The 22,692-nt window shown below is 42.0% G+C and carries 24 protein-coding genes and 3 tRNA genes; 14 read left to right on the top strand and 13 right to left on the bottom strand.

The window, feature by feature from the left end; all coding sequences use genetic code 11:
* Positions 1-269: 269 nt before the first annotated feature.
* The 3 genes from menA to HWQ36_RS13500 all read left to right on the top strand — a co-directional run bounded on the left by menA (position 270) and on the right by HWQ36_RS13500 (position 3,793).
* Entirely contained in the window at positions 270-1,166 is an 897-nt protein-coding gene (gene menA / locus HWQ36_RS13510; RefSeq protein ID WP_292703281.1) for a 2-carboxy-1,4-naphthoquinone phytyltransferase, read from the top strand.
* 225 nt (positions 1,167-1,391) lie between these two features.
* Positions 1,392-2,414, top strand: a complete 1,023-nt coding sequence (locus HWQ36_RS13505) for an o-succinylbenzoate synthase (protein ID WP_292703278.1) — start codon at positions 1,392-1,394, stop codon at positions 2,412-2,414.
* Positions 2,399-3,793 (top strand): 2-succinylbenzoate--CoA ligase, encoded by a 1,395-nt coding sequence (locus HWQ36_RS13500; RefSeq protein WP_292703275.1) that lies wholly within the window; start codon positions 2,399-2,401, stop codon positions 3,791-3,793. Before HWQ36_RS13505 ends, HWQ36_RS13500 begins: the two co-directional genes overlap by 16 nt.
* Here the strand turns inward: HWQ36_RS13500 and HWQ36_RS13495 are convergent.
* The 3 genes from HWQ36_RS13495 to HWQ36_RS13485 form a co-directional block, all read right to left on the bottom strand.
* The gene (locus HWQ36_RS13495; protein ID WP_292703272.1) at positions 3,786-4,232 is read right to left on the bottom strand and encodes a thioesterase family protein; all 447 of its coding nucleotides are present in this window, start codon (positions 4,230-4,232) and stop codon (positions 3,786-3,788) included. The genes HWQ36_RS13500 and HWQ36_RS13495 overlap by 8 nt on opposite strands.
* Positions 4,233-4,500: 268 nt before the next feature.
* Positions 4,501-4,872 carry a type II toxin-antitoxin system VapC family toxin gene (locus HWQ36_RS13490; protein ID WP_292703270.1) on the bottom strand — a complete coding sequence of 124 codons (372 nt, stop codon included), beginning with the start codon at positions 4,870-4,872 and terminating at the stop codon, positions 4,501-4,503.
* Positions 4,869-5,138: a hypothetical protein gene (locus HWQ36_RS13485; RefSeq protein WP_181927931.1), complete on the bottom strand. Its 270-nt coding sequence runs from the start codon at positions 5,136-5,138 to the stop codon at positions 4,869-4,871. The genes HWQ36_RS13490 and HWQ36_RS13485 overlap by 4 nt, the downstream gene beginning before the upstream one ends.
* Before the next feature lie 246 nt (positions 5,139-5,384).
* Here HWQ36_RS13485 and HWQ36_RS13480 point away from each other — a divergent pair, with 246 nt between their 5' ends.
* Positions 5,385-5,801 (top strand): hypothetical protein, encoded by a 417-nt coding sequence (locus HWQ36_RS13480; RefSeq protein ID WP_292703262.1) that lies wholly within the window; start codon positions 5,385-5,387, stop codon positions 5,799-5,801.
* 121 nt (positions 5,802-5,922) lie between these two features.
* On the opposite strand, the gene HWQ36_RS13475 is transcribed toward HWQ36_RS13480, so the two are convergent.
* The 3 genes from HWQ36_RS13475 to HWQ36_RS13465 form a co-directional block, all read right to left on the bottom strand.
* Entirely contained in the window at positions 5,923-6,093 is a 171-nt protein-coding gene (locus tag HWQ36_RS13475) for a hypothetical protein (protein WP_292703259.1), read from the bottom strand.
* A gap of 89 nt (positions 6,094-6,182) precedes the next feature.
* Positions 6,183-6,267 (bottom strand) — tRNA-Ser (locus tag HWQ36_RS13470).
* Positions 6,268-6,398: 131 nt separating this feature from the next.
* Positions 6,399-7,319: a TIGR04168 family protein gene (locus HWQ36_RS13465; RefSeq protein ID WP_292703256.1), complete on the bottom strand. Its 921-nt coding sequence runs from the start codon at positions 7,317-7,319 to the stop codon at positions 6,399-6,401.
* 149 nt (positions 7,320-7,468) lie between these two features.
* Between HWQ36_RS13465 and nadA the strand changes: the two genes are divergently transcribed.
* From nadA to HWQ36_RS13450, 3 genes are all read left to right on the top strand, one after another.
* Complete coding sequence (gene nadA, locus HWQ36_RS13460) at positions 7,469-8,443, top strand: quinolinate synthase NadA (RefSeq protein ID WP_292703254.1); 975 nt, start codon at positions 7,469-7,471, stop codon at positions 8,441-8,443.
* Between the two features lie 123 nt (positions 8,444-8,566).
* Positions 8,567-8,652: transfer RNA gene (locus HWQ36_RS13455), tRNA-Tyr, on the top strand.
* An 87-nt stretch (positions 8,653-8,739) separates the two neighbouring features.
* A tRNA-Thr gene (locus tag HWQ36_RS13450) sits at positions 8,740-8,811 on the top strand.
* A gap of 358 nt (positions 8,812-9,169) precedes the next feature.
* Here HWQ36_RS13450 and HWQ36_RS13445 read toward each other — a convergent pair.
* Positions 9,170-9,460, bottom strand: coding sequence for a hypothetical protein (locus HWQ36_RS13445; protein ID WP_174709724.1), 291 nt, complete (start codon positions 9,458-9,460; stop codon positions 9,170-9,172).
* Between the two features lie 408 nt (positions 9,461-9,868).
* On the bottom strand, positions 9,869-10,708 hold the full coding sequence (locus HWQ36_RS13440) for a prephenate/arogenate dehydrogenase (protein WP_292703314.1): 840 nt from the start codon (positions 10,706-10,708) through the stop codon (positions 9,869-9,871).
* A gap of 69 nt (positions 10,709-10,777) precedes the next feature.
* Here HWQ36_RS13440 and HWQ36_RS13435 point away from each other — a divergent pair, with 69 nt between their 5' ends.
* The 3 genes from HWQ36_RS13435 to HWQ36_RS13425 all read left to right on the top strand — a co-directional run bounded on the left by HWQ36_RS13435 (position 10,778) and on the right by HWQ36_RS13425 (position 13,975).
* On the top strand, positions 10,778-12,352 hold the full coding sequence (locus HWQ36_RS13435; RefSeq protein ID WP_292703311.1) for a pentapeptide repeat-containing protein: 1,575 nt from the start codon (positions 10,778-10,780) through the stop codon (positions 12,350-12,352).
* Between the two features lie 74 nt (positions 12,353-12,426).
* Positions 12,427-13,020 (top strand): DUF1517 domain-containing protein, encoded by a 594-nt coding sequence (locus HWQ36_RS13430; RefSeq protein ID WP_292703249.1) that lies wholly within the window; start codon positions 12,427-12,429, stop codon positions 13,018-13,020.
* Positions 13,021-13,090: 70 nt separating this feature from the next.
* The gene (locus tag HWQ36_RS13425; RefSeq protein WP_292703248.1) at positions 13,091-13,975 is read left to right on the top strand and encodes a hypothetical protein; all 885 of its coding nucleotides are present in this window, start codon (positions 13,091-13,093) and stop codon (positions 13,973-13,975) included.
* Positions 13,976-14,638: 663 nt separating this feature from the next.
* Here the strand turns inward: HWQ36_RS13425 and HWQ36_RS13415 are convergent.
* Positions 14,639-15,412: a hypothetical protein gene (locus HWQ36_RS13415; protein WP_292703244.1), complete on the bottom strand. Its 774-nt coding sequence runs from the start codon at positions 15,410-15,412 to the stop codon at positions 14,639-14,641.
* A 432-nt stretch (positions 15,413-15,844) separates the two neighbouring features.
* On the opposite strand from HWQ36_RS13415, the gene HWQ36_RS13410 reads away from it, so the two are divergent.
* Together HWQ36_RS13410 and HWQ36_RS13405 are read left to right on the top strand one after the other, a co-directional pair.
* Positions 15,845-16,366 carry an adenylate kinase gene (locus tag HWQ36_RS13410; protein WP_292703242.1) on the top strand — a complete coding sequence of 174 codons (522 nt, stop codon included), beginning with the start codon at positions 15,845-15,847 and terminating at the stop codon, positions 16,364-16,366.
* A 51-nt stretch (positions 16,367-16,417) separates the two neighbouring features.
* Complete coding sequence (locus HWQ36_RS13405; protein WP_292703240.1) at positions 16,418-16,567, top strand: hypothetical protein; 150 nt, start codon at positions 16,418-16,420, stop codon at positions 16,565-16,567.
* A 39-nt stretch (positions 16,568-16,606) separates the two neighbouring features.
* On the opposite strand, the gene HWQ36_RS13400 is transcribed toward HWQ36_RS13405, so the two are convergent.
* The 4 genes from HWQ36_RS13400 to HWQ36_RS13385 form a co-directional block, all read right to left on the bottom strand.
* On the bottom strand, positions 16,607-17,014 hold the full coding sequence (locus tag HWQ36_RS13400) for a hypothetical protein (protein ID WP_292703308.1): 408 nt from the start codon (positions 17,012-17,014) through the stop codon (positions 16,607-16,609).
* A 387-nt stretch (positions 17,015-17,401) separates the two neighbouring features.
* Positions 17,402-18,022, bottom strand: coding sequence for a J domain-containing protein (locus HWQ36_RS13395; protein ID WP_292703238.1), 621 nt, complete (start codon positions 18,020-18,022; stop codon positions 17,402-17,404).
* 241 nt (positions 18,023-18,263) lie between these two features.
* Complete coding sequence (locus HWQ36_RS13390; protein ID WP_292703235.1) at positions 18,264-18,875, bottom strand: ATP-dependent Clp protease proteolytic subunit; 612 nt, start codon at positions 18,873-18,875, stop codon at positions 18,264-18,266.
* A 99-nt stretch (positions 18,876-18,974) separates the two neighbouring features.
* Complete coding sequence (locus HWQ36_RS13385) at positions 18,975-19,637, bottom strand: ATP-dependent Clp protease proteolytic subunit (RefSeq protein WP_094342544.1); 663 nt, start codon at positions 19,635-19,637, stop codon at positions 18,975-18,977.
* A 238-nt stretch (positions 19,638-19,875) separates the two neighbouring features.
* On the opposite strand from HWQ36_RS13385, the gene HWQ36_RS13380 reads away from it, so the two are divergent.
* Together HWQ36_RS13380 and HWQ36_RS13375 are read left to right on the top strand one after the other, a co-directional pair.
* Positions 19,876-21,132 carry a VWA domain-containing protein gene (locus tag HWQ36_RS13380; RefSeq protein ID WP_292703230.1) on the top strand — a complete coding sequence of 419 codons (1,257 nt, stop codon included), beginning with the start codon at positions 19,876-19,878 and terminating at the stop codon, positions 21,130-21,132.
* Between the two features lie 12 nt (positions 21,133-21,144).
* Complete coding sequence (locus HWQ36_RS13375; protein WP_292703227.1) at positions 21,145-22,425, top strand: VWA domain-containing protein; 1,281 nt, start codon at positions 21,145-21,147, stop codon at positions 22,423-22,425.
* The last annotated feature ends 267 nt before the right edge of the window (positions 22,426-22,692 follow it).

Genomic DNA, 22,692 nt, shown 5'->3' with positions numbered 1-22,692 from the left:
AGTGTAATTAATCGTGGTCGTATTTTTACAGGTAACATATTAAGTTGCCATTTCACCAGCGTAGGGTTTGCCTTATTTGTGGTGTTCTCAGACCATGATAAGACAGTTTCAGCCTAAGATTGCAACGTGAGTGTGAGTGTTAACAACACAAGGTTAACAAGCCATAGTAAAAGTGACAGTTGTTTGTATATGACCCATGTCTAGACTCTCTTTAAATCATAAAATCTCAAGTGTGAGTAATATTCCAGTAATTTAATTAATCACAACTGATGACTACCAAGCAAATTTTATATCCCAACACTAAGTTATGGATGGCAGCAATTAAACCGCCAATGTACAGCGTTGCCATTATGCCCATTTGGGTAGGAACAGCAGTAGCATTTGCCGAAACTCAAATATTCAATGGAGCAGTATTTTCTACTTTTGTGGCTGCCGCAATTTTAATTCTTGCCTGGGAAAATATCAGTAATGATGTCTTTGATTCCGAAACAGGTATTGATAAAAATAAGCACCATTCTCTGGTGAACTTAACAGGCAATAAGCTATTAATATTTTGGTTAGGAAACTTGTTTTTAGGTTTGGGGTTGCTGGGCATACTAGCGATCGCATTTTGGCAACAAGACCTAACTGTCATCGCCATCATTCTACTATGCTGCGGTTTGGGCTATATGTACCAAGGGCCTCCCTTTCGCTTAGGATATCAGGGTTTAGGTGAGATTCTTTGCTTTTTTGCCTTTGGCCCCTTAGCAGTAGAGGCAGCATATTACAGCCAGACGCAAACTTGGTCAATAACGAGTTTAGCAGCTTCAGTGATTGTCGGGATTGCCACAACCTTAATTTTGTTTTGCTCACACTTTCACCAAGTTAAGGATGACATAGCCGCAGGTAAGCGATCGCCTATCGTCCGTCTCGGAACTCAAAAAGGGGCCCAACTCCTAGTTTGGTTTACCGGTAGCATTTATCCTCTCACCTTGCTGTTTGTGCTATTAGGAATTTCTCCAGCTTGGACATTACTGAGTTGGGTAAGTTTACCCTTTGCTGTCAAATTATGTCGCCACGTCCAAGAAAATCACAACCAGCCAGACAAAGTTAGTAACTGTAAATTCATCGCCGTAGCCGTGCATTTCTGGACTTGCTTGCTATTTGGTTTGGGATTTATTCTTTAGTTGGGCATTGGGCATTGGGCATGGGGCATGGGGATGAGGGAGATTAGGGAGAATTAATTAATAACTAGTACCGCAAGGCGGAATTCGTAATTCGTAATAGAGCCTCCGGCACGCTACGCGAACGTAATTCGTAATTAACTGTTCGCAAGGGTTTCAGACATTCCAAATGGTAGGTTTATTTCCGCCGTGACGTACTAGTAACCAATGACCAATGATAAATGACCAATGACAAATGACTACAAATTTAAATTTCGTCCATATCAGCGAAGATTTTTGCGATCGCTTACCACCAATCATGGTAAGTGGGATATTCGTGAAGGTATTATCCTCCGTCTCACCGATGAATCAGGTAAAGTCGGCTGGGGAGAAATTGCCCCCATTAGCTGGTTCGGTTCCGAAACCTTAGAACAAGCCTTAGATTTTTGTCGCCAACTACCAGGAGAAATTACAGAAAAAACGATTTTTTCCATTCCAGATGAGCTACCCGCTTGTCAATTTGGCTTTGAGTCAGCGTGGGAAATGGGGAGTGGGGAGTGGGGAGTGGGGAGTGAGGGAGATGAGGGAGATGAGGGAGATAATTTGATAACTTCTAACTCCTCACTCCTTTACAGTGCCTTATTACCATCTGGGGAAGCGGCTTTAAATCAATGGCAAACTCTATGGGAGCAAGGATATCGCACCTTTAAGTGGAAAATCGGAGTCGGTGCGATCGCTGATGAACTAAAAATTTTTGAGTCACTGATACACACCTTACCAGCCTTTAACAAACTGCGATTAGATGCCAACGGTGGACTCAGCTATGAAGAAGCTAACTTATGGTTGCAAACTTGCGACAATCTCAAGGCAAATGGAGAACTAGCCCTAGAAATCGAATTTATTGAGCAACCACTACCTGTTGAGCAATTTCAGGAGATGTTGAAATTGAGTCTGAGTTATGAAACTGCGATCGCAATAGATGAATCTGTCGCCACACTTGGACAACTCGCCGCCTGTTATCAACAAGGTTGGCGAGGGATTTTTGTCATAAAGCCTGGGATAGTCGGATCGCCATCTCGTCTGAGAAAGTTTTGCCACCAGCATCAAATTGATACTGTATTTTCATCAGTATTTGAAACTGCGATCGCAAGACAAGCCGCACTCCAACTAGCAGCCGAATTATCCCGAAATAATAGGGCAATTGGTTTTGGCATAGACCATTTTTTTGAACAAGAAGAAACGTGGTTTCAAACTTTATGGAACGACCTTTAGACTGTCTTTATAACCTGGCTCAGAATGATTGGCTTATTGGTTATGACAGCCGCCATTTTAATCAAATAGCTCAAGAATTATATTTAGAACTAACACAACGATCACCGTGTGGAACACCACCAAAAATTATCTTAGCCGAACGCGAACCATTACGATTTTTAGCAAGTTTTATTGCTGCTTGTGCAGCTAATTGTCCAGTTTTCCTTTGTAACCCCGACTGGGGAACACAAGAATGGCAACAAGTCTTTGATTTAGTACAGCCAGATATTATTTGGGGAATAGGGAATAGGGAATGGGGAATAGGGAATGGGAATAATTACCAATGCCCAATGTCCAATGCCCCATGCCCAAAAATTATGATTCCCACAGGTGGTTCATCGGGCCAGATTAAATTTGCCATCCACACTTGGGAAACTCTCATAGCATCTGTAAAAGGATTTACCGAATACTTTCAACTCAAGCAAGTAAATTCATTTTGTGTATTACCGCTATATCATGTTAGCGGTTTAATGCAATTTATGCGCTCTTTCACCACCGCAGGTAAACTGGCTATTCAACCATTTAAAGCCGTAGAATTTGGTCAAATATTAAATATTAAACAATCAGAATTTTTCATATCTTTAGTACCAACACAGTTACAACGCCTCCTGCAAAATCCAGAATTAACTGAATGGCTATCCCAATTTAATACTGTACTTTTGGGAGGTGCGCCAGCATGGAACGAACTACTAGAAAAAGCCAGATTTCATCGCATCCGGTTAGCACCTACCTATGGCATGACAGAAACCGCCTCTCAAATTGCCACCCTCAAACCAGATGATTTTCTTTGCGGGAAAATTAGCAGCGGTCAAATTCTTCCCCATGCCAAAGTAACTATTCGCAATCAGCAAGGCGAGATTTTAAATTCTAATCAAATCGGAAATATCACCATTCACGCTCAATCTTTAGCCCTTGGCTACTATCCGATAACCAGAGAAAATCAAACTGATTTCCAAGTAGATGATTTAGGATTTTTAGACAATCAAGGTCATTTAAATATTGTCGGACGTAACAGCGACAAAATTATTACAGGTGGAGAAAATATTTACCCAGCAGAGATTGAATCAGCTATCCAAGCAACTCAAATGGTTGCCGATATTTGTGTCATTGGCATTCCAGATAAACACTGGGGACAAGCCTTAACAGCGATTTACATTCCCAAACAATCAAATACTTCCGCTTTAAAAATTCAAACCCTACTCAAAGACAAACTCAGCAAATTTAAAATCCCTAAATATTGGATTCCCCAGCAAAACTTACCCCGCAACTCTCAAGGTAAAATTAACCGCCAACAGCTACAGAAAATTGCCACAGAATTCCTACAAAACCCCATCACATAATCTCTCTCGACTTTCTTCTCTCCGCGCCCTCTGCGTCTCTGCGGTTCGTTTCCAGCCATTGGATAATCTCTTCCGGTAATTCCTGCTTACTTCTACTACTCACATCAATACAAACATGGCGAGTAATAGCCTTAGCAACTATCACCTCACCCACAGTAATTTGGTAAGTAATTTCAAACTTATCAACACCTAGTTTTTGAGGTATTAAACTAATCAGCAACTTGTCCCCACCAAACATAGGGCGCAAAAAATCGACACTAGTATGAACAATGGGGAAAGCTACAGGCAGATTAGTAAAAAAATCTTTGAGATTAATACTTGATGCTTCTAAAGATTCTTCATAAGCCTCATGGCAAATACCCAAAACGTTAGCAAAATAAACTACCCCAGCAGCATCAGTATCTTGAAAGCGAACCGTGCGGTTATAAGTAAAAGGCATTTTTGACAATTGAATATTAAAAAACAGCAGGTTTATAGCCTGCTTTACAAACTAATTTTATTGCAACTAAGTAAGTCGGTGATAAAAATTCAATTTCCCCAATTCTGAGTTTGTATCGATTTGTTTAGCCTCATCCAATGCTTTAGGGTTAAATATATGGTGAAGAAAGAGCGATCGCTTCTACATTGACTCCAACAGCGGAACCTCGAAGTCATTAAACGAGCAAACATTGTAAGACGAAGCGGCTATTGCCTTTACCAGCTTACCGTCAAGAGTTAGCAAAGTAGCTACCTACCTGCTGTGAAAGTGCAACATAAGAGCCATCGTAGGCAGAGATTCCATAATTTAATGCGATCGTAACTGCATCCGCCATCAAATCAGCTGTTGAAACAACACGCAACGGAAAAGCTTTCAGAGTAGCTAAATCTGTCTGAACCTCAGCAGCAGTGTACATCCTTGCACGGACATACTTCCAGAACGTGTTAGCACACTCAATGTAAAAAAGGTCTGGAACAAAAATTTCTGTCTGTGGATTGGCGAGATGAACGAAGAGTTGATTAACTTTGGCAGTTAGTGGGTCAGCAATAAAATACTTGATGCACACACTGGTATTTACCACGCATCTAAGAGGATTGCTCATCTATCGCGGTCTTCTCGAATTAGTTCAGTACTATCAGGTAATCCAAAGTCTGCTGGATTCAAGCGGCGGCGACGGCGACTAATTTCCTCTAGGAGTTTTGGGACATTTTTTCGCCTTTCCTCTTCCGTTGGCTGTGTTTTTGCCTGCAAAGCGTTCTGCAAGATTGTAATAACTTGAGCATCAATTGAGTTATTTTCAGCTTTAGCTAAGTGTTGTAGTTGTTCGTATAATTCATCAGGTATATTGAGCGCATGAATGGTAGCCATTGATTGACCTCCCCAAAGAATTTATTGGTAATGGTAGCACGATGGCAGTAGGGGGAGAGGTTAGGGAGCGGAGCGATCGCACTTTTTAGTCAGATTTTCGCTTCAATATTTTCTATGTAAAATCCTATTTAATTCCGATAAAAATATTACCACGCTACCAAATCCACAAATTAGGCATTTTTGCTGAGGTTGTTGCCACTCTTAGGGGGTGAAGCTGAAGAAAATAAGTTTTTATTGTAAAAACCTATGTCAATTGTAGATTTTCTCGTTTCCGTAAATGGTGTAGCTCAATTATGGGCTGCTGATGGACAATTTTTGGGCGTTTTATCAAGTAATCTATACGACCAAAACTCTATTAGTAATCCTCACGGTATCTACGGCGGTTCCCATAGTATACATAGCATTCGGAATTCCTATGGATTATATGGTAGTCAATATGGCGTGTACAGTCCTTACAATATTTACTGCCTCAATCCTCCTATCGTGTTGTACCAAGGTCAACCAGTATTGATAGTTACAAGAAATTCTCATGTTTTGAGTAACAATTTACCTGTGGTTGATCCAGAATTGCTGCTAGGTGTATATGCACAAATCACCAACCCCATGCCAACATTTAACCCTCATGTAGGATTAAATCAGACTATTTTTGATATGTTTAAATAACTACTTATTTTGTTTTGTAAAACAAAGGTAAACACGAACGCCAGCCTTCCATCTTCACTCATTCATGAAAAACTCAACGGACAAGGAAAGGCTTGAGCCTTCACTCTGACAGTCAAAATTATTATTTCCGTACTTCTTGTACAGAAATCATATTACTAGCTTTGCTATCTGCTAGTCCAGCTTCAATACTTTGCCGAACATAAATTTGGTAGATCAAATCATCCCATGTGGAATTTTCTGGCAATTTGTCAATCAATTTGCGGGCTTCTTCTTTAATATTTAAATTTTTCATCAGTAGTTAACCAAATACTGTTTGTGCATATATTTGCATATATTGTAGATGCAAAACATATGTACTACTTGATAACAACATTTATTCAACGGAGAGGGGGAGATTCGAACTCCCGGAGGTTTTAGCCTCATCCGATTTCAAGTCGGACGCAATCGACCACTCTGCCACCTCTCCAGTAAATCTGTCAAACTTGTGCATACTCTACTTTCAGACGCTATTCAGGCGCTTTTGTTGGTTAGCACTAAACTTGACAGATCATACTATACCCTATTATCTACGCAGATTGCACTACTGGATGCGAATGTCTACGACACAATCCGCGATCGCTCATACAAAATTTCCCCCTTAGCCACCTGAAAGTCATTCCCCACCCAAACAAGGGAAACTTGCGAAACCACACCCGCCTCTACCGTGACAATGGAAAAATTACGCAACTTCTCGCTGTCATTTTCCACAATCCTGGGGACACTAGCCGCATTTAAGTAAATTGTCCCCTCTGGACTTCTAAAAACGGGTTTGCGCTGCACCTTCTTGGTATGGCGTAAATCTCGGTGCATGTGACCAAATGTCACCAGAGGAATGGTTTTACCAGCAGTCAAGGCTTGAGAAATCGCCTCGCCCAAATCTGGATCGCCAAAGTCGCCGCCAATTGGGTGCCAGTCTTTGCCGCAGGGGTCTTCGGGGCGATCGCCTAATCCACTCGGCCCATTGTGACCCAAGAATATAATTGTCTCGTAAGCGGCGCTTTTCACTGCTTTGAAGATGCGATCGGCAGATTCTTCCAAACTCGTCACACCGTAACGTTCTTGACAGATTTCCGCGAATTTCCACTCTGGGCCACCCCAGGTAAAGGGACGACCCCCCACTACAGTTAAATTCCAAGCGGGAAAATCTAACTTACCGTAACCGACATGGGACGGGCCTAATAAATCGAGTTGTTCTTGTACCCAGTCTTCCTTAGAGCGGTCATAAGGAGCCTTTTTGCGTCCCCACTCGGTGGCGGTGTACCAAGCATCGTGGTTGCCCATCACGGCTGCTTTGGGAATATCGAGAGATGCGATCGCTCTGACCACTTCCACCGACTCGTTGCCAAAATCCCCGACAAACAGTACTAAGTCAACACCCAAATGCTTGAGTGCAACGCCATCTTCCACTTCCCATTGGTCGTGAATATCTCCAACTACAGCAATTTTGAGGTTTATCGATTGAGTTTTCTGACTGGTCATGCCACTTTCCTTGCCGTCTATCTCCAGGATATGAAACTCAGCCCGATTTGAACACAACCCCAAAATATCAACCGTCCACTATTTTTGGTAAAAACTACTATAATTGAATCCACAGGACATACATTTGCAACATAAAGCACCCCTTAACTGTGTTTACTACTGCACTAGCTCAACGAGAAAAAACCCAACCGGGTGAACTACCACTAGATCTGTTTGCCGCCATTGAGAGTCTCAAAAAAGAACTCAACGCAGTTATCTTGGCACATTATTATCAAGAGCCAGATATTCAGGATATTGCCGACTTTATTGGGGATTCATTACAACTGGCGAAAGCCGCCGAAAAAACCAATGCGGATGTGATTGTCTTTGCTGGTGTTCACTTCATGGCAGAAACAGCAAAGATACTTAATCCTGATAAATTAGTACTTTTACCAGATTTGAATGCTGGTTGTTCTTTAGCAGACAGTTGTCCACCAGAAGCGTTTGCAGTTTTTAAAGCCGCGCATCCAGATCATCTGGTGGTATCTTACATCAACTGCTCTGCTGATATCAAGGCGATGAGCGATATTATTTGCACTAGTTCCAACGCTGTGAAAATTGTCCAGCAGATACCGAAGGAACAGCCGATTATTTTTGCCCCCGATCGCAATTTGGGGCGGTATGTCATGGAACAGACTGGACGAGATTTGGTGCTATGGCAAGGTAGCTGTGTTGTCCATGAAACCTTTTCAGAAAAGAAAATTGTCCAGTTAAAAATTGCCCATCCCGAAGCAGAAGCGATCGCACACCCAGAATGTGAAAGTAGTGTATTGCGCCACGCCAGCTTTATTGGCTCTACAGCCGCCTTACTCAAGTATTGTCAAAGCAGCCCTACCAAGGAATTTATCGTGGCGACAGAGCCGGGAATCATTCACCAAATGCAAAAACTAGCTCCCGAAAAGCATTTTATTCCTGCACCGCCGATGAATAACTGTGCTTGTAACGAATGTCCGTTTATGCGGTTAAACACCCTAGAAAAGCTCTACTGGGCAATGAAAAATCGCACTCCCGAAATTACCATGTCAGAGGATATCCGCCTGGCTGCACTGCGACCAATGCAACGAATGCTGGAGATGAGTGTGTAACTGGTATTTTTTATATATGTGGTAGAGATGCAGTTTTGTTGCAATCTCTACTCATAAGTTATTTTTTTAATCACTTGCAATTTATAAAACATGGTGCTAAGATTTTAAATCGTGAGACAAATCGGGTCGGTGTCCGAGTGGTTAATGGAGACGGACTGTAAATCCGTTGGCTAGCGCCTACGCTGGTTCAAATCCAGCCCGGCCCACCACTTACGAAGTTATAGGTTATAATCGCTGGGTAAGCATCAAAACTCCCAGCATTGTAACTTACAACTAAAAAACTAAAGTTACATTTTGCCCGTGTGGCTCAGTGGTAGAGCACACCCTTGGTAAGGGTGAGGTCACGAGTTCAATCCTCGTCACGGGCTTTTTAAATTTACAGAACAATCAACCGAAATTCAAGGGTTTCAGCCTTATTAAGAGATTTAGATGTTCAAAAGCTAAGTCTCTTAATCGCATTTGTGGCTATCAGAACAGAATTTTGGGTATCAGCTTGTTTTTTGGCTATGATTTTGTAGAGTACATTATCTTCATAGCTTTTAAGCCTATTATGTTTCTTAACATAATTTGGTTTATTTATGACAGCTTACTTAGTAAAAGCATTCAATATTAAGAATAATCCAATGGTGATGGGGGGCATAATTACTGCCTACGGAGGCAGAAATCCTGTCTTCATATACTTATAACGACTAGTTAAAGCCTCCCACATCACAAGCAGGAGTAATGTTAGTCTTGAGACTCCTCAGAGATTGTTTCCGATTCGGTTTCAAGTTCTTCTGTTTGGACTTTGACTGGAGGTTTAACGGGTTTTGGGCCACGCGCTAGTGCAGGATTTCCCTGCTGCCTGTTTTCATCTCCGTAAGATGCTTTTTTGCCTTTGTCAGATGAGCGGTTGCGGCTCGGTTTTGAGCTTTTGGGGTTGGACTCAATAGGAGTTATAGAATCCTTATTTTCGGAATTGTTGTCAGTATTTGCTTGGGACTGACGTTCCGATTTTTTGATTGGGCGTTCTACCATTGTTGATTTTTGTAAATTTATCTGTATAGTACATCGGTTTGGTGACTGTAAAACTGTTAAGTAGCATTTTTTTAAAAATTTTATTGTTAAAATTATTAAATAGCTATGTTTATTGATTTAGAAAGAACGTAGCTACCTGACTTTATCAACTATATCAAAAAAAATTCTTGAAGAAGAATTCAGGAGTCAGGACGGGCTAAACGCCCCGCTATCGCTAACAGAATAATGCCTCCGGCATCCGCGAACAGAATTAATTCTGTACGACACAACGAATAGCTTAGTGCATCGCTGGCGGATGAATAATCTGCGTTTTTGCACCCCCACAAAACAAGAAAAATTGGTGGTGCAACAATTCAGTCGCAAGTCTGAATCTCCGACTCCTGAATTCTGAATTCTGACTCCTGAATTCTAATCAACAAAATCAGGTCGTGCCTTACCTGTTGATTTCAACTTTTGCTCTAAAACTGTCCAATTTTCTTGTTCAATTAAGTTAGTTAACTCATCGAGATTGTGACGATATTGTTGCAGCGATCGCAGCAATGCTTGACGATTATACCGCGCCATCATCACGCCCAACTCTGGATTTCCACCACCCACACGGCTGGTATCTCGAAAACCTGAACTAGCTAACTTTTGGGCTAATTCCAAAACATCGGGGTCTGTTTCACTCAAACAAGCAGCAATCAATGAGGAACTCACCATTACAGGTAAATGAGAAATCCAGCTAACAGCGCGGTCATGTTGCTCTGGTTGACAATAATAGATATTAGCTCCTAGCGATCGCACAATTGCTTCTACAACCGCAATTGCACTAATTGGCGTTGTCGCTATCGGTGTTAATACATAAGGTTTATCAACAAATAAATTCTGTTGTGCAGCTTCTATACCACTGTCTGTTCTTCCCGCCATTGGATGACCGCCGATAAAATTATCCCAAAGGGGAGAAATCGCCTTGACTATCTGTGCTTTCGCCGAACCCACGTCAGTCACGATGGTAGCTGGAGACAAATGAGCGATCATTTGCTCCAATTGGGGCACAATAAGCGCTAGAGGTGTACAAATAAATACAACCTCTGCGGCTGCTAACAGACTCAGATCAACTGATGCTTCATCAACACTGCCGATAGTAACTGCCTTTTGACAGGTAGATTCACGGCGACTGACTCCTAAGATATGATGTCCTTGCGATCGCAAATCAAAACCCAAAGATCCGCCGATCAATCCCAACCCTAAAATCCCAATATTCATTTTTAATTTTGACATTCCGTTTTAATGACTTTACCAACTATTAAAGTTGGCATCCAAGGGGTAGCATCGATGACTGTAGAGGAATTACTAGAAAAATACGCAGCAGGAGTCTTAAACTTTAGTGGTATTGACCTTGCGGAAGCTAATCTGAGTGGAGTCAAACTCAGTGGCGTGAATCTGAGCGATGCTAATTTGAGTATAGTTAACCTCAGTGGCGCGAATCTGAGCGAAGCTAACTTGAGCAATGCCAAGCTGAATGTAGCCAGACTCAGTGGCGTGAATCTATGCAACGCCATCTTAAATAACGCTAGTCTCAACGTCGCTAATTTGATTCGAGCCGATCTCAGTCGCGCTCAACTGAAAGGAGCCTTATTGATTCGCGCTGAGTTAATTCGCGCTGACCTCAGTCGCGCTGACTTGTCGGAGGCTGACCTTACCAGTGCTGATTTGCGAGAGGCGACACTCCGCCAAGCGAATCTCCGCCACGCTAACTTAAGTGAGAGTGTCTTGAGAGGCGCTTCTATGACGGGAGCAAATTTAGAGATGGCTAACTTAAATGCCAGTGACCTCAGTCGTTGCGATCTGAGTGGTGCAAATTTGCGAGATACTGAACTCAGACAAGCGAATCTTAGCCGTGCTAACTTGAGTGGAGCAGATTTGAGCGGCGCAAACCTCCGTTGGGCAGATTTGAGCGGCGCAAACCTTCGTTGGGCAGATTTGAGCGGCGCAAAATTGAGCGGAGCTACTTTAATTGGCGCAGATTTAAGCAATGCTAATTTAACGAATACAATTTTCATCCACGCCGATTTAACTCAGGCAAAATTAATTAAGGCGGAATGGATTGGTGCTGACTTAACGGGAGCAACATTAACTGGGGCCAAGCTTTACGCCACCTCCCGGTTTGGTTTAAAAACCGAAGGCATGATTTGTGAATGGGTCGATCTTAGTCCATCTGGCGATCGCTCCATTATCCAGAAGTTCCATTCCGAAGACTCACGAGACTTTTTTAACGAAACACCGCCCACAATCCGCATTATAGTTGATGCAGCCTTAGAACACGAAGCCAATTTTGCGATCGCAGGCGCTTACTATCAAATTGCTCAGGAATACCGGGGACTAAAACAACCCCCAAGCATCGAAAGTGGTCGTCGTCGAACCGTTTTCACATTTTATCTAGATAGCGACGAAGCATTATTTCCCACTGCTTACATTGTGATTCTTCCCTTTCTAGATGCGGCATCTACTCAAAATAATATTTCCAGTGTCGTGGAAATGATTAACAGTGAAATTGTTGAAAATCAAGATTTAAAATTGCCAAAATCGCCCCTAATTGTGAAACAATTAAATATTCTTCTAGAGCAAGCCATGAGTCAGGCGACAACAATTAAACAAACGAAAAAAAATATTGAAGTAGCCACAAAGTTAAATTTTTGTAAAGCCCCAACTCAAATAGTTTTAACAAATTCTAGCGCCCACACATTGATTGTCCATGACCATCCCAACTTTGGAAAAAGATTTATTAATCGCTCTGCTGTTAATGCTTCAACTTATGATGATATATCTAATGAACCAACAAAATACATCTTACCTTCGTTAAGTATGATTATAGATTTTGTTAAAGGATTTCACTATATTAGTCATTAAGAATGGGGAGTGGAGAATGGGGAATGGGGCATTAGTTATTAGACAAATGACAAATAAAAAATTTTGGAGGAAAAATGAGCAATATCTTTAATAAAATGATCGGTCGAACTCGCTATGTAGTATTTCGTCTATTTCTGCACTTAGGAGGAGGCGAAGTAGCGCCAATTTTGGGAGTATTAAATAGTGCTGGACGAGATGCGATCGATGTCGATGGCGACTTAGAAGTTTTAGGAGAAGGATTGGTAGAAATTAGCCAAACTCTTCTGCAATACGATGAATATTGGCTTTCTGCTGCCAACGAAGGTGACGTATTTTGGGATGAAGGCGAGGCGGGAGATTACGTTAATGAATTATTTACTGACTCTGCCGAAAGATATCTCAGTGAACCAGATTACAGTTCTGACTCTGGATTGAATGAACCTTTATCTATACCTGTAACCCGCAACGTCATTGTGATGATTACAGTAGCTTATGAAGGAGAAGTACCAGAGTTAGAAACCGATCTTTCTAACGTTCAAGCACTCAAGGAAGGATTGAAAGCATTGATAAATTTGCATTATAAACATAGATTAAAGGCAATCCAAGTACATTTTTCCCCAGCACAGTTGGGTGATGAACTCACTAGCGATCAACTGTTGCAATATTACCCAGAACTGATTCCTTTATAATGTGTTGGGTAGTCCGTACTTACTACTCACATCGAGAAATTGTTAAGCTCAGAGATAGGACAATAATCCAATGATCATGACCATAGTACGTAAATTTACAGCCGTTTTTTTAGCTCTGAGTTTGTGTGTTACAACTGTCGCTTGTGGTGGGGGAAACGAAACTACTCCTTCCGCTAAGAACGTTAGCCAAACCTCTACTAATACAAAGCTGAGTGATGGAGAGTATAAAATACAACAAGCTACTTATGACGATGCAACTGGTGAATACAGCTTGTTTTTACTTAATAATAATCCCCCAACCTTTGCAACCGAAAATTTGCAAATGGCACGGTTAACTGATGATGAAATCAAGGAAGGTAAGAAAACCTATCTAAAGGTAGAAAAAGGACAACCGATTTTATATCTGACGGAAGACTTTAAAATCGAGTACGTCCACAATGTTACCGAAAATAAAACCAATCCCCAAACAGGGCAACAAGAGACGGTTGTAGTCCGTCGAGAAAATAACTTCTGGGCACCATTTGCTGGGTCTGTAGCTGGTAGCTTGGCGGGACAGGCAATTGGTAGTATGTTGTTCAGACCCCAGTATTATGTACCCCCTGTTTATCAATCAGGACGAGGATTAAGTGGCTTTGGTGGATATGGTGGAAGCTATGGCCAAGCAGTTCAAAACTACCAAACTCGCTATAATGCGCCACCCGCAGCCGTGACAAATCGCACTGCATTCCGCAATACAGGCACAATTAGAAGGTCATATCCTGGAAATTCAAATGTACGCAATGTCCCGCGTAGCACTACAGGTAATAACCGTCCTTCTGGTTCTGGTTTTGGTGGTAGTACATTGCGACCCTCTGGTAATTCCAGCACTACTAGACGCAATTCTGGCAGTGGTTTTGGTAGTGGGCGTAGTACAGCACCCCGCCGCTCAAGTGGTTTTGGTAGCAGACGGCGTTAGGAGATTTTCAATTCGATAGACTGCCTAAGAAGTTAAAGTAGTTGTTGCATAAAGAAGCCGGAGGGTCACAAGTCAAACCTCCGGCTTCTTTTTATATCTATGCAATTCGTGATGAGAAATTATGAATTATTCGGTCAAATAATATGAAATACTAAATATAAATATTGCTAAGAGAACAGGAATCATTTTATTAAAATCTATTTGCTTTTTTTGAACTATTTCTAAACAAGATATCGGAATCATCAGAGGCCAGAAGATAGTTGTTACCAAAAACATCACAACCGATAAAAATTTATCTTCTGGAGTGGAAGCAGGATGACGTAGAGAAAATATTAACCAATTGATTAAAAAATAACATGTCATTAACAGATAACCACTAGTTAAAGTCAGTTGTATCTGATTTACCGTAAGTACTCCTGAAGTTATGTGAGCTTCACCAAATATCATCCGTACAAAGTTATAACATATTTGGTTTTCTTTCTTGCTCTGGAAATTACTAGTGTCTTTATATACTAAATGACTAACGTTTCTGTTATGTCAAACTTCTCTTGCTGTTTGTAGAGTCTCGTTAACCCTCTTTGAAGAAAGTTTTTAAATTTTGGATAATGAATATTCAATACCACGATCCAAAATTTAAAATTCAGCTAGCGATGAGAGTAATAATTAAGCAGTCTTAAAAAATCGAATAATTTCGCGGACATGATCGAGAAATTGCCCGTCGGTAGAAAGTTGCGCGATCGCAGTTCGTGCTTCTCTTGCCAAACGCTCATGTTCAGTTTGATTTGTCGCCCGTAATTCCTCAAAATTAGCTGCAATCCGGGCTAAATCTCTGCGAGTCTCTTCGGCAAAGCGTTGTTGAGTTGCGGGTAATGAATAGGGCTGTTCTGGGTTGAGTTGATCTTCCAATAACTGGATTTTTTGTTCCAATATCGAGAAGCGATCGCGCAATTCAAAAATATCTTCGCGGGGATACTTCCATTCTTGGCGAATCATCGCTAACCGTGCATATAAATACTCATAAGCTCGAATCGCTGGACGCAGAATCGTTAATAATAAAGCTGCACCAGAACTTATATATCCCACCGTACTAATACCAGTGGCAGCAAGGGTATAAAGACCAACGGCTGAGAATAAGTGTAAAGCAATGGCAACCCAGAGCGATCGCTTCGCCAACAATGTGACATACTTCACTTGTTTCTCATCGACTGGAATTCCTTTCTCAGTTGATTGTGCTGCTTCTGCTAAGACTTCTTTGGCTTGAAAATGCACATTCCACGGGACGGTAACAATTACTAACAGCCACCAAAAGCTTGCACCACCAATCACCCAATCAAGAAAGTTACCAGCAGGGATGTGCAACCATTGCAGTAAGCCAAAAGCCGCTAGCACCACAATTACAATTCCAGCGATGGAACTGATGAAAAAGTTAATATACATCTTGCCCTGTCTCCAGTGAAACTATACCTCGATCATGACTATGCCCCAGCAGTTATACGGCAATGATTGTGATGGTTTTTCTATTTGCACACACGAGTTTTTCAATAAAGTAGCTACGCCAATTAGGTTAATTCTCTTTGCTACCCTTTTAACAAAAGTAGCAACAAACGTGATTGTGATGGTTTTTTTAGTTGGACATATATAAATAAAATGAATCAGTGCTTAGAAACAGAGAAGTTAGAAATAATGAAATACTGCTTTGTAGAGTTTCAAGGTTTGAGTCTTTTTTATGCCTCAAAAATTTTAAGTCCCGGTAGTACAAATTTTTTGGCAACACATTCTGTAGTATAAAGGTAATATAGCTAAAACTTTTATTCTTTCGTGACAAGCTTGTGCCAATTTTGACTTGATTGCACTAAAAGGAGAGTGGCAATGAAAAAAGTAGCGGTGTTTGGCAATGCTGGAGGCGGGAAATCAACTCTAAGCAAGAGATTATTTCAAATCACTGGTTTGCCACTTTACGTCTTGGACAAGATTCAATATCAATCAGGAGGCACAGAGGTTCCACATGAAGACTATAAGCACGCCCATCAGCAAATTTTATTAACTGACCGATGGATTATTGATGGGTTTGGTTGCATGGAAACTCTCTGGCTACGACTTGACGAGGCAGATACTCTGGTTTTTGTCGATTTACCGCTATATGTGCATGGATGGTGGGTAACTAAACGACTAATCACAGGTTACTTTAAACCGCCAGAAGGCTGGCCCTCCAATAGTCCAATATTAAGGAGTTCACTTACTAGCTACCGCGTGCTTTGGTTGTGTTACAAATATTTGACCCCAAAATATCGTGAGTATATCGAGCAGGCTAAAAGCATCAAAAATGTTTATCACATTCGCTCGACTAAACAAATTTCGCAATTTTTTGAATTAATTGATGCAGGAGACTAACTTTGTTGCTTCTTTACTGCCTGAATATTTTGACTGCGGAAGTCCCGTAGGATGGTTTCTGCCGACAAAGCTAAACTTGAATTTGAACCCTTTAGCTATCCCTATGGCGGAACTGGTGCAATACAGGCGTTAGTTGAATCCCTCGATTTTCTAATTCTTGCAGAAGATGACGGTAGAGGATACACAAAATTTAACCTGTAGCTTGGGAAAACGTGAGACAATTCAAACCCATCCAGATCGCTATTGGATGAGATAACTACGCCAAATTGGTTGAGTATTTTTACTACCCTTTTCTGGAATTAGCGATCGCCAAGTTTTACCTTCTTGCTGAATTTGCAAGTAAACATCAAAGGGTTGTTTTGGTTGCGTCAAGCGCCGTTTTGGTAGCTTGAGAATCAAATCGTAGGTTCCCCGAACGTGGAAAGCTGGTAAATTTTCAATCGTTAGGGGTTGTTCTTGGGTAATTGATAGCCGCTTGATTTCAAATCCTTGAAAATCTAGATCCAACTGTTGGCTAAGTTTTTGTTGAGTTTGCTCTAGCCCAAGTGCGATCGCTTTTTGCACTAACTCGCTAGTCGGTAGCAATCCAATACTGCCACAAGCTGTCACTAGCACCAGCAATATTGCTGTCAAAACTAACCGCACTATGTTATTCACTGCCTAATCTGCTATTTTCTTCCTTATCAGTTTAACCGGATGGACTGACAAGAAATAAATTATCCATCTTGTGGGGTGGGCATCCTGCCCGCCCTGAATATGGGACGGGTGCGGACACCCATCCCACAAGAAAATTTTGGATGTTTTTTTATTTGGAAGTTCCTTATAACTCAATACAGTTCAGTTAAGCCTCTCTTTTTTCTCTCTGCGTTGCGCCAGTTGCTTCAAGTCGGGGAACCGCAAGGGCGCACTGGCTTCTCTGCGTCTTGGCGGTTCGTTAAAAAATTGACTTTGGAACCAGAGTTTTAGCCTTAACCCAAGCGTATTACCTTATAACTTGGAAAAGAGATTTTGATTTTAAATAAATTTTGTAAATCTTTAAAAAATTTGTTCTAAACGTTGGAAATCGCGTTGAACTTCATACCAGAGACTTTTATTATGGGGGTCTGTTTTCAAAGCTTTTTTAAGATAAATTCTAGCTTTGAGCAATTGGTTTTCGGAAATTAGCGCCCGTCCCCAAATTTGATAAGCGATCGCTTGCCATTGGCGAACTTCTGCATCTGTTGACAAACGATCTGCTAAAGCTTCCACCAGTGCGATCGCTTGCGGAAATCGTTTCTCTTGCAAAAATCGCTGCAATTGCTCATAAGTTTTCCACTTCAGCCGTTCTTCTATTTCCAACAGATTAGGCGGCTTTGATTTCCCTGGTTGTTGGTTTACCACCGTTGTGACTGGTGTTTTCTGTCGCTGCGTTGTCTTAGCAACATCACGCCCAGTTGACACCTGAGTTGAATGTGCAGCAGTTTCCTCTGGCAGTACTACCGTCAGCAGGAGTTTGTAAGCCTCTGTCAAGGCAATAAACTTATCTTTGGCTTTGTTGTCATCTGGGTTGATATCGGGGTGATATTGCTGCGCCAATCGTCGGTAAGACGCTTTGATATCAGCAAAAGAAGCTCCCGATCTTAAACCTAGCAAACGGTAGCAATCTCCAAGATCCATCGTGAGCTATGAGCTATCGAATATTTAGCTATCGGCTATTATCTGTCAATATCAGCTTTAAGCCTGGACTATTAATGATAAAGGCTAATTTTCTATTTTAAAGTTCAATGTTGACAGTTTGTTTGGGCATTGGGCATTGGGCGTTGGGAATTGGGAATTGGGAATTGGGCATTAGGAAATGGTTATTAATTCATCTCCCTCATCTCCCTCATCTCCCTCATCCCCCTGCCCCCTGCCTCCCCTACTCCCCTGCTACTATAGAGGTTCTTTCTTCAATCACACGGTCAATTAAACCGTATTCCTTAGCCTCTTCAGCAGACATGAAAAAGTCACGATCCATATCTTTTTCAATTTTTGTTATGGTCTGACCGGTTTTATCGGCATAAATGCCATTAAGCTGGTGACGAATCCGCAGAATCTCTTTAGCTTCAATTTCGATATCGGTTGCTTGTCCACGGGTTCCACCTGAAGGTTGGTGAATCATGATCCGTGAATGAGGCAATGCTAGGCGTTTACCTTTGGTGCCAGCAGCCAACAGGAAAGACCCCATTGAAGCAGCTAAACCCACGCAAATAGTCACTACATCTGATTTTATATGTTGCATGGTGTCAAAAATAGCCATGCCAGATGTAACCATTCCACCTGGAGAATTGATGTATAAATAAATATCTTTACCTGGATCGTCGGAGTCCAGATACAGCATTACAGCAATTATTTGATTGGCAATTTCATCATCAATGTCTCGTCCCAAGAATATAATCCGTTCCCGGTAAAGGCGATCGTAGATGCTAATCCAATCTGTATATTGTCCTCCGGGCATCCGGTAAGGGACTTTAGGAACGCCTATAGGCATAATTTACTCCGTTCTTAATTAGTCATTGGTCATTAGTCATTAGTCATTAGTCATTGGTTATTAATAATTTGTGGTTATTAACAAATGACAAAGAACAAATTAAAGGACACTAGCTGGGAGGGGGGGATTTGCAAGTTCTTCTTTCTCAAAAACTCGGTCAATTAGCCCGTATTCCTTCGCTTCGTAAGGTGTTAGATATAACAGCCGATCCATGTCTTTAGCAATTTTTTCTGGGGGCTGTCCGGTGGTGCGATGTAAAATATCAACTAACGCCCCTTTATTTACCAAAACTTCCCTTGCTCGAATTTGAATATCCGTTGCTTGACCTTGGGCGTAGCTCTTGGGCTGATGCAGGATAATCGAAGAGTGAGGCAAACTAGCGCGGCAACCTTTTGTACCAGCACTGAGAAGCATGGCTGCCATACCCATCGCAGAACCGACGCAGATGGTGTGGATAGGAGGCTTGATATATTTCATGGTGTCAAAGATGGCGAAGGCTTCGGTTTCAAAGCCAATGGGTTCACCACTGTAACCGGATGTGCCGGTGGAGTTGATATAGATTTTTATGGGCTTTTCTGGGTCATCGGATTGCAAAAACAGCAACTCAGCCACGATTAATTCTGTGACAGCAGGTACCAGTGGCATCCCAATATAGACTATTCGCTCCTTCAATAAGAGGGAAGGTAAATCTGGCGGTGGTGTCCGGTAAGAGCTATCGCCGTAATATGGGGCTTGAACAGCTTTGATTGGGGAAATGTCCATAGCAACTGATCGCCTGAAACTATGCCGTTAACTGTAATACATCCTAGCGCGATGCACGCTTCCCTCAAGGTGCGGATTTCTCCCTAATACTTCAGGTGGCTTTGCATCTGCCAATGTTTGGCTTCTAAGATATTCTGATTATATTCATGTATTTGTGTTGGATAGGTTTTCCGTAGAGCTAAAGTGGTGCTTTGAAGTTATTTATTAATATGTATATCCTGAATAGGAAGTTTAAGTTATGAAGGTTAGCTTGCAGCCTGCCTTGAATGATGGTAATTTGGACGCAAATCAACTGAATAGTCAACGTCAGTTGGGAATTTCGATTTCAGCGATCGCAGAGACTCAAGACCGCCATGTGCCCCTGAATTTATGTTTAATTCTGGATCACAGTGGTTCGATGAATGGGCGATCGCTAGAAACGGTCAAAAAAGCGGCAAATCGTCTGGTGGATAGACTCAATCCTGGCGATCGCCTCAGTGTTGTAGTTTTCGATCACCGTGCCAAAGTCTTAATACCTAGTCAAAGTGTCGAAGATCCAGAAAAAATCAAAAATCAAATTAACCGCCTAGCTGCCGATGGGGGAACTGCGATTGATGAAGGATTGCGTTTGGGGATTGAGGAGTTGGCGAAGGGAAAAAAAGATACTGTTTCCCAAGCCTTCTTATTAACCGACGGCGAAAATGAACATGGTGATAATAATCGCTGTTTGAAATTTGCCCAATTAGCTGCTAGCTATAATTTGACTTTGAACACTTTGGGATTTGGTGACAACTGGAACCAAGATGTTTTAGAAAAAATTGCTGATGCTGGTTTAGGTACTTTATCTTACATTCAAAAACCGGAAGAGGCAGTGGATGAGTTTAATCGCCTGTTTAGCCGCATTCAAACAGTGGGATTGACTAATGCTTATCTGTTACTATCCCTAATGCCTCATGTCCGGCTAGCGGAACTTAAACCCGTTGCCCAAGTTTCCCCAGACACAATTGAGTTACCACTGCAACAAGAAGCTGATGGACGTTTCGCTGTGCGGTTGGGAGATTTAATGAAAGATGCAGAAAGGGTAATCTTAGCTAATATTTATTTGGGACAATTGTCAGCAGGTGAACAAGCGATCGCTAATGTGCAAGTCCGCTACGACGATCCAGCCGCCAACAAGGTAGGTTTAGTTACACCAAATATCCCAGTTTATGCCCATGTAGTGAAAAACTACCAAGCAGATCCGAATCCCCAAGTGCAACAGTCTATTTTGGCATTAGCTAAGTATCGCCAAACCCAGCTAGCCGAGACGAAATTGCAACAGGGCGATCGCTCTGGTGCAGCAACAATGCTACAAACGGCTGCTAAAACTGCGCTGCAAATGGGAGATACTGGGGCGGCGACGGTGTTGCAAACTTCTGCCACTCAGCTACAATCTGGTGGAGATTTATCTGAAAGCGATCGCAAGAAAACCAGAATTGTCTCAAAAACAATTTTGCAAGATACCCCTCCCCAGTAAACTCAGGTTTAGATGAAAGTTAAATTGCTCTCGGCGTTAAATGACAACAATGTTGATATGGCTCAAACAAGTAGCCAACGTCAACTAGCAATAACGATTTTTGCAATCGCTGGCGAGTTTGACCAAAATCTGCCCCTTAACCTCTGCCTGATTCTGGATAGAAGTGGTTCTATGCATGGACAACCGATTAAAACGGTGATTCAGGCAGTGGAAGGATTAATCGATCGGTTGAAAGTTGGCGATCGCATCTCAGTTGTGGCTTTTTCCGGTTCTGCGGAAGTCATTATCCCCAACCAAGTCATCGAAGACCCCGAAAGCATCAAATCCCAAATTAAAAGCAAACTCAGCGCTAGCGGCGGTACTGCGATCGCTGAGGGTTTGGAATTGGGAATTACAGAACTGATGAAGGGTACAAGAGGTGCTGTTTCCCAGGCTTTTCTGCTGACGGATGGGCATGGTGAAAGCAGTTTGCGGATTTGGAAGTGGGATATTGGGCGAGATGACAATAAGCGCTGTCTTAAACTGGCGCAAAAGGCTGCCAAACTCAACCTAACTATCAACACTTTCGGATTTGGCAATAGCTGGAATCAAGATTTGCTAGAAAAAATTGCTGATGTCGGTGGTGGTACTCTAGCTCATATTGAACGTCCTGAAGAAGCTGTGGAGCAATTTAGCCGACTATTTGGCCGGATTAAGTCAATTGGGCTAACTAATGCTTACTTGCTGTTATCTCTAGTGCCGAATGTCCGACTAGCAGAATTGAAACCCGTTGCCCAAGTTGCCCCAGACACAATTGAGTTACCAGTAGAACGAGAAGCTGATGGTAGCTTTGCTGTGCGTTTGGGAGATTTGATGCAGGATGTAGAAAGGGTAGTTTTGGCTAACATTTATCTGGGACAATTGCCAGAGGGGAAACAAGCGATCGCTCATCTGCAAATTCGTTATGATGACCCATTGGTTAACCAAGAAGGCTTACTTTCGCCCTTGATGCCGGTGTATGCAGATGTGGTGCGGGCGTATCAACCAGATTCTAATCCCCAGGTGCAACAGTCTATTTTAGCATTAGCTAAGTACCGCCAAACCCAGTTAGCCGAGGCGAAATTGCTACAAGGCGATCGCACTGGTGCAGCAACGATGCTGCAAACAGCCGCTAAAACCGCTTTACAAATCGGAGATAAAGGTGCAGCGACAGTGTTGCAAAGTTCCGCCACTCGCCTGCAAGCTGGAGAAGAACTGTCGGATGCAGACCTCAAGAAAACTAGGATTGTATCAAAAACCGTTTTACAAGAATAGTAAAAATTCAACGTTGCTGATTAACGGTATAAAAGTTTTCCATCAAGGCGGAGTGGGTTTATCACTGCTCTACTTTTTTAGCTGAAACAGCTTTTTTCATCATCTTTTCTTAGTCCACGAAGGTGGACTTTGCTTGTGTAGTAGCGACTTCTAGTACAGTACGGCGGAAATAAACAGACCATTTGAAATGTCTAAAACCCTTACGCAACGGTAATTACGAATTACGAATTACGAATTACGAATTACGAATTACGAATTACGAATTAC

This window comes from Nostoc sp. NMS2, assembly GCF_017115105.1.
In the GTDB taxonomy this organism is placed as follows: domain Bacteria; phylum Cyanobacteriota; class Cyanobacteriia; order Cyanobacteriales; family Nostocaceae; genus Nostoc.
This window is presented reverse-complemented; position numbering and strand designations above follow the sequence as displayed.

Bases quoted from the DNA above. Each gene is read 5' to 3' on its own strand.
- menA (WP_292703281.1), top strand. From the start codon at position 270: ATGACTACCAAGCAAATTTTATATCCCAACACTAAGTTATGGATGGCA.
- HWQ36_RS13505 (WP_292703278.1), top strand. From the start codon at position 1,392: ATGACAAATGACTACAAATTTAAATTTCGTCCATATCAGCGAAGATTT.
- HWQ36_RS13500 (WP_292703275.1), top strand. From the start codon at position 2,399: ATGGAACGACCTTTAGACTGTCTTTATAACCTGGCTCAGAATGATTGG.
- HWQ36_RS13495 (WP_292703272.1), bottom strand. From the start codon at position 4,232: ATGCCTTTTACTTATAACCGCACGGTTCGCTTTCAAGATACTGATGCT.
- HWQ36_RS13490 (WP_292703270.1), bottom strand. From the start codon at position 4,872: ATGAGCAATCCTCTTAGATGCGTGGTAAATACCAGTGTGTGCATCAAG.
- HWQ36_RS13485 (WP_181927931.1), bottom strand. From the start codon at position 5,138: ATGGCTACCATTCATGCGCTCAATATACCTGATGAATTATACGAACAA.
- HWQ36_RS13480 (WP_292703262.1), top strand. From the start codon at position 5,385: ATGTCAATTGTAGATTTTCTCGTTTCCGTAAATGGTGTAGCTCAATTA.
- HWQ36_RS13475 (WP_292703259.1), bottom strand. From the start codon at position 6,093: ATGAAAAATTTAAATATTAAAGAAGAAGCCCGCAAATTGATTGACAAA.
- HWQ36_RS13465 (WP_292703256.1), bottom strand. From the start codon at position 7,319: ATGACCAGTCAGAAAACTCAATCGATAAACCTCAAAATTGCTGTAGTT.
- HWQ36_RS13445 (WP_174709724.1), bottom strand. From the start codon at position 9,460: ATGGTAGAACGCCCAATCAAAAAATCGGAACGTCAGTCCCAAGCAAAT.
- HWQ36_RS13440 (WP_292703314.1), bottom strand. From the start codon at position 10,708: ATGAATATTGGGATTTTAGGGTTGGGATTGATCGGCGGATCTTTGGGT.
- HWQ36_RS13435 (WP_292703311.1), top strand. From the start codon at position 10,778: ATGACTGTAGAGGAATTACTAGAAAAATACGCAGCAGGAGTCTTAAAC.
- HWQ36_RS13430 (WP_292703249.1), top strand. From the start codon at position 12,427: ATGAGCAATATCTTTAATAAAATGATCGGTCGAACTCGCTATGTAGTA.
- HWQ36_RS13425 (WP_292703248.1), top strand. From the start codon at position 13,091: ATGATCATGACCATAGTACGTAAATTTACAGCCGTTTTTTTAGCTCTG.
- HWQ36_RS13415 (WP_292703244.1), bottom strand. From the start codon at position 15,412: ATGTATATTAACTTTTTCATCAGTTCCATCGCTGGAATTGTAATTGTG.
- HWQ36_RS13410 (WP_292703242.1), top strand. From the start codon at position 15,845: ATGAAAAAAGTAGCGGTGTTTGGCAATGCTGGAGGCGGGAAATCAACT.
- HWQ36_RS13405 (WP_292703240.1), top strand. From the start codon at position 16,418: ATGGTTTCTGCCGACAAAGCTAAACTTGAATTTGAACCCTTTAGCTAT.
- HWQ36_RS13395 (WP_292703238.1), bottom strand. From the start codon at position 18,022: ATGGATCTTGGAGATTGCTACCGTTTGCTAGGTTTAAGATCGGGAGCT.
- HWQ36_RS13390 (WP_292703235.1), bottom strand. From the start codon at position 18,875: ATGCCTATAGGCGTTCCTAAAGTCCCTTACCGGATGCCCGGAGGACAA.
- HWQ36_RS13385 (WP_094342544.1), bottom strand. From the start codon at position 19,637: ATGGACATTTCCCCAATCAAAGCTGTTCAAGCCCCATATTACGGCGAT.
- HWQ36_RS13380 (WP_292703230.1), top strand. From the start codon at position 19,876: ATGAAGGTTAGCTTGCAGCCTGCCTTGAATGATGGTAATTTGGACGCA.
- HWQ36_RS13375 (WP_292703227.1), top strand. From the start codon at position 21,145: ATGAAAGTTAAATTGCTCTCGGCGTTAAATGACAACAATGTTGATATG.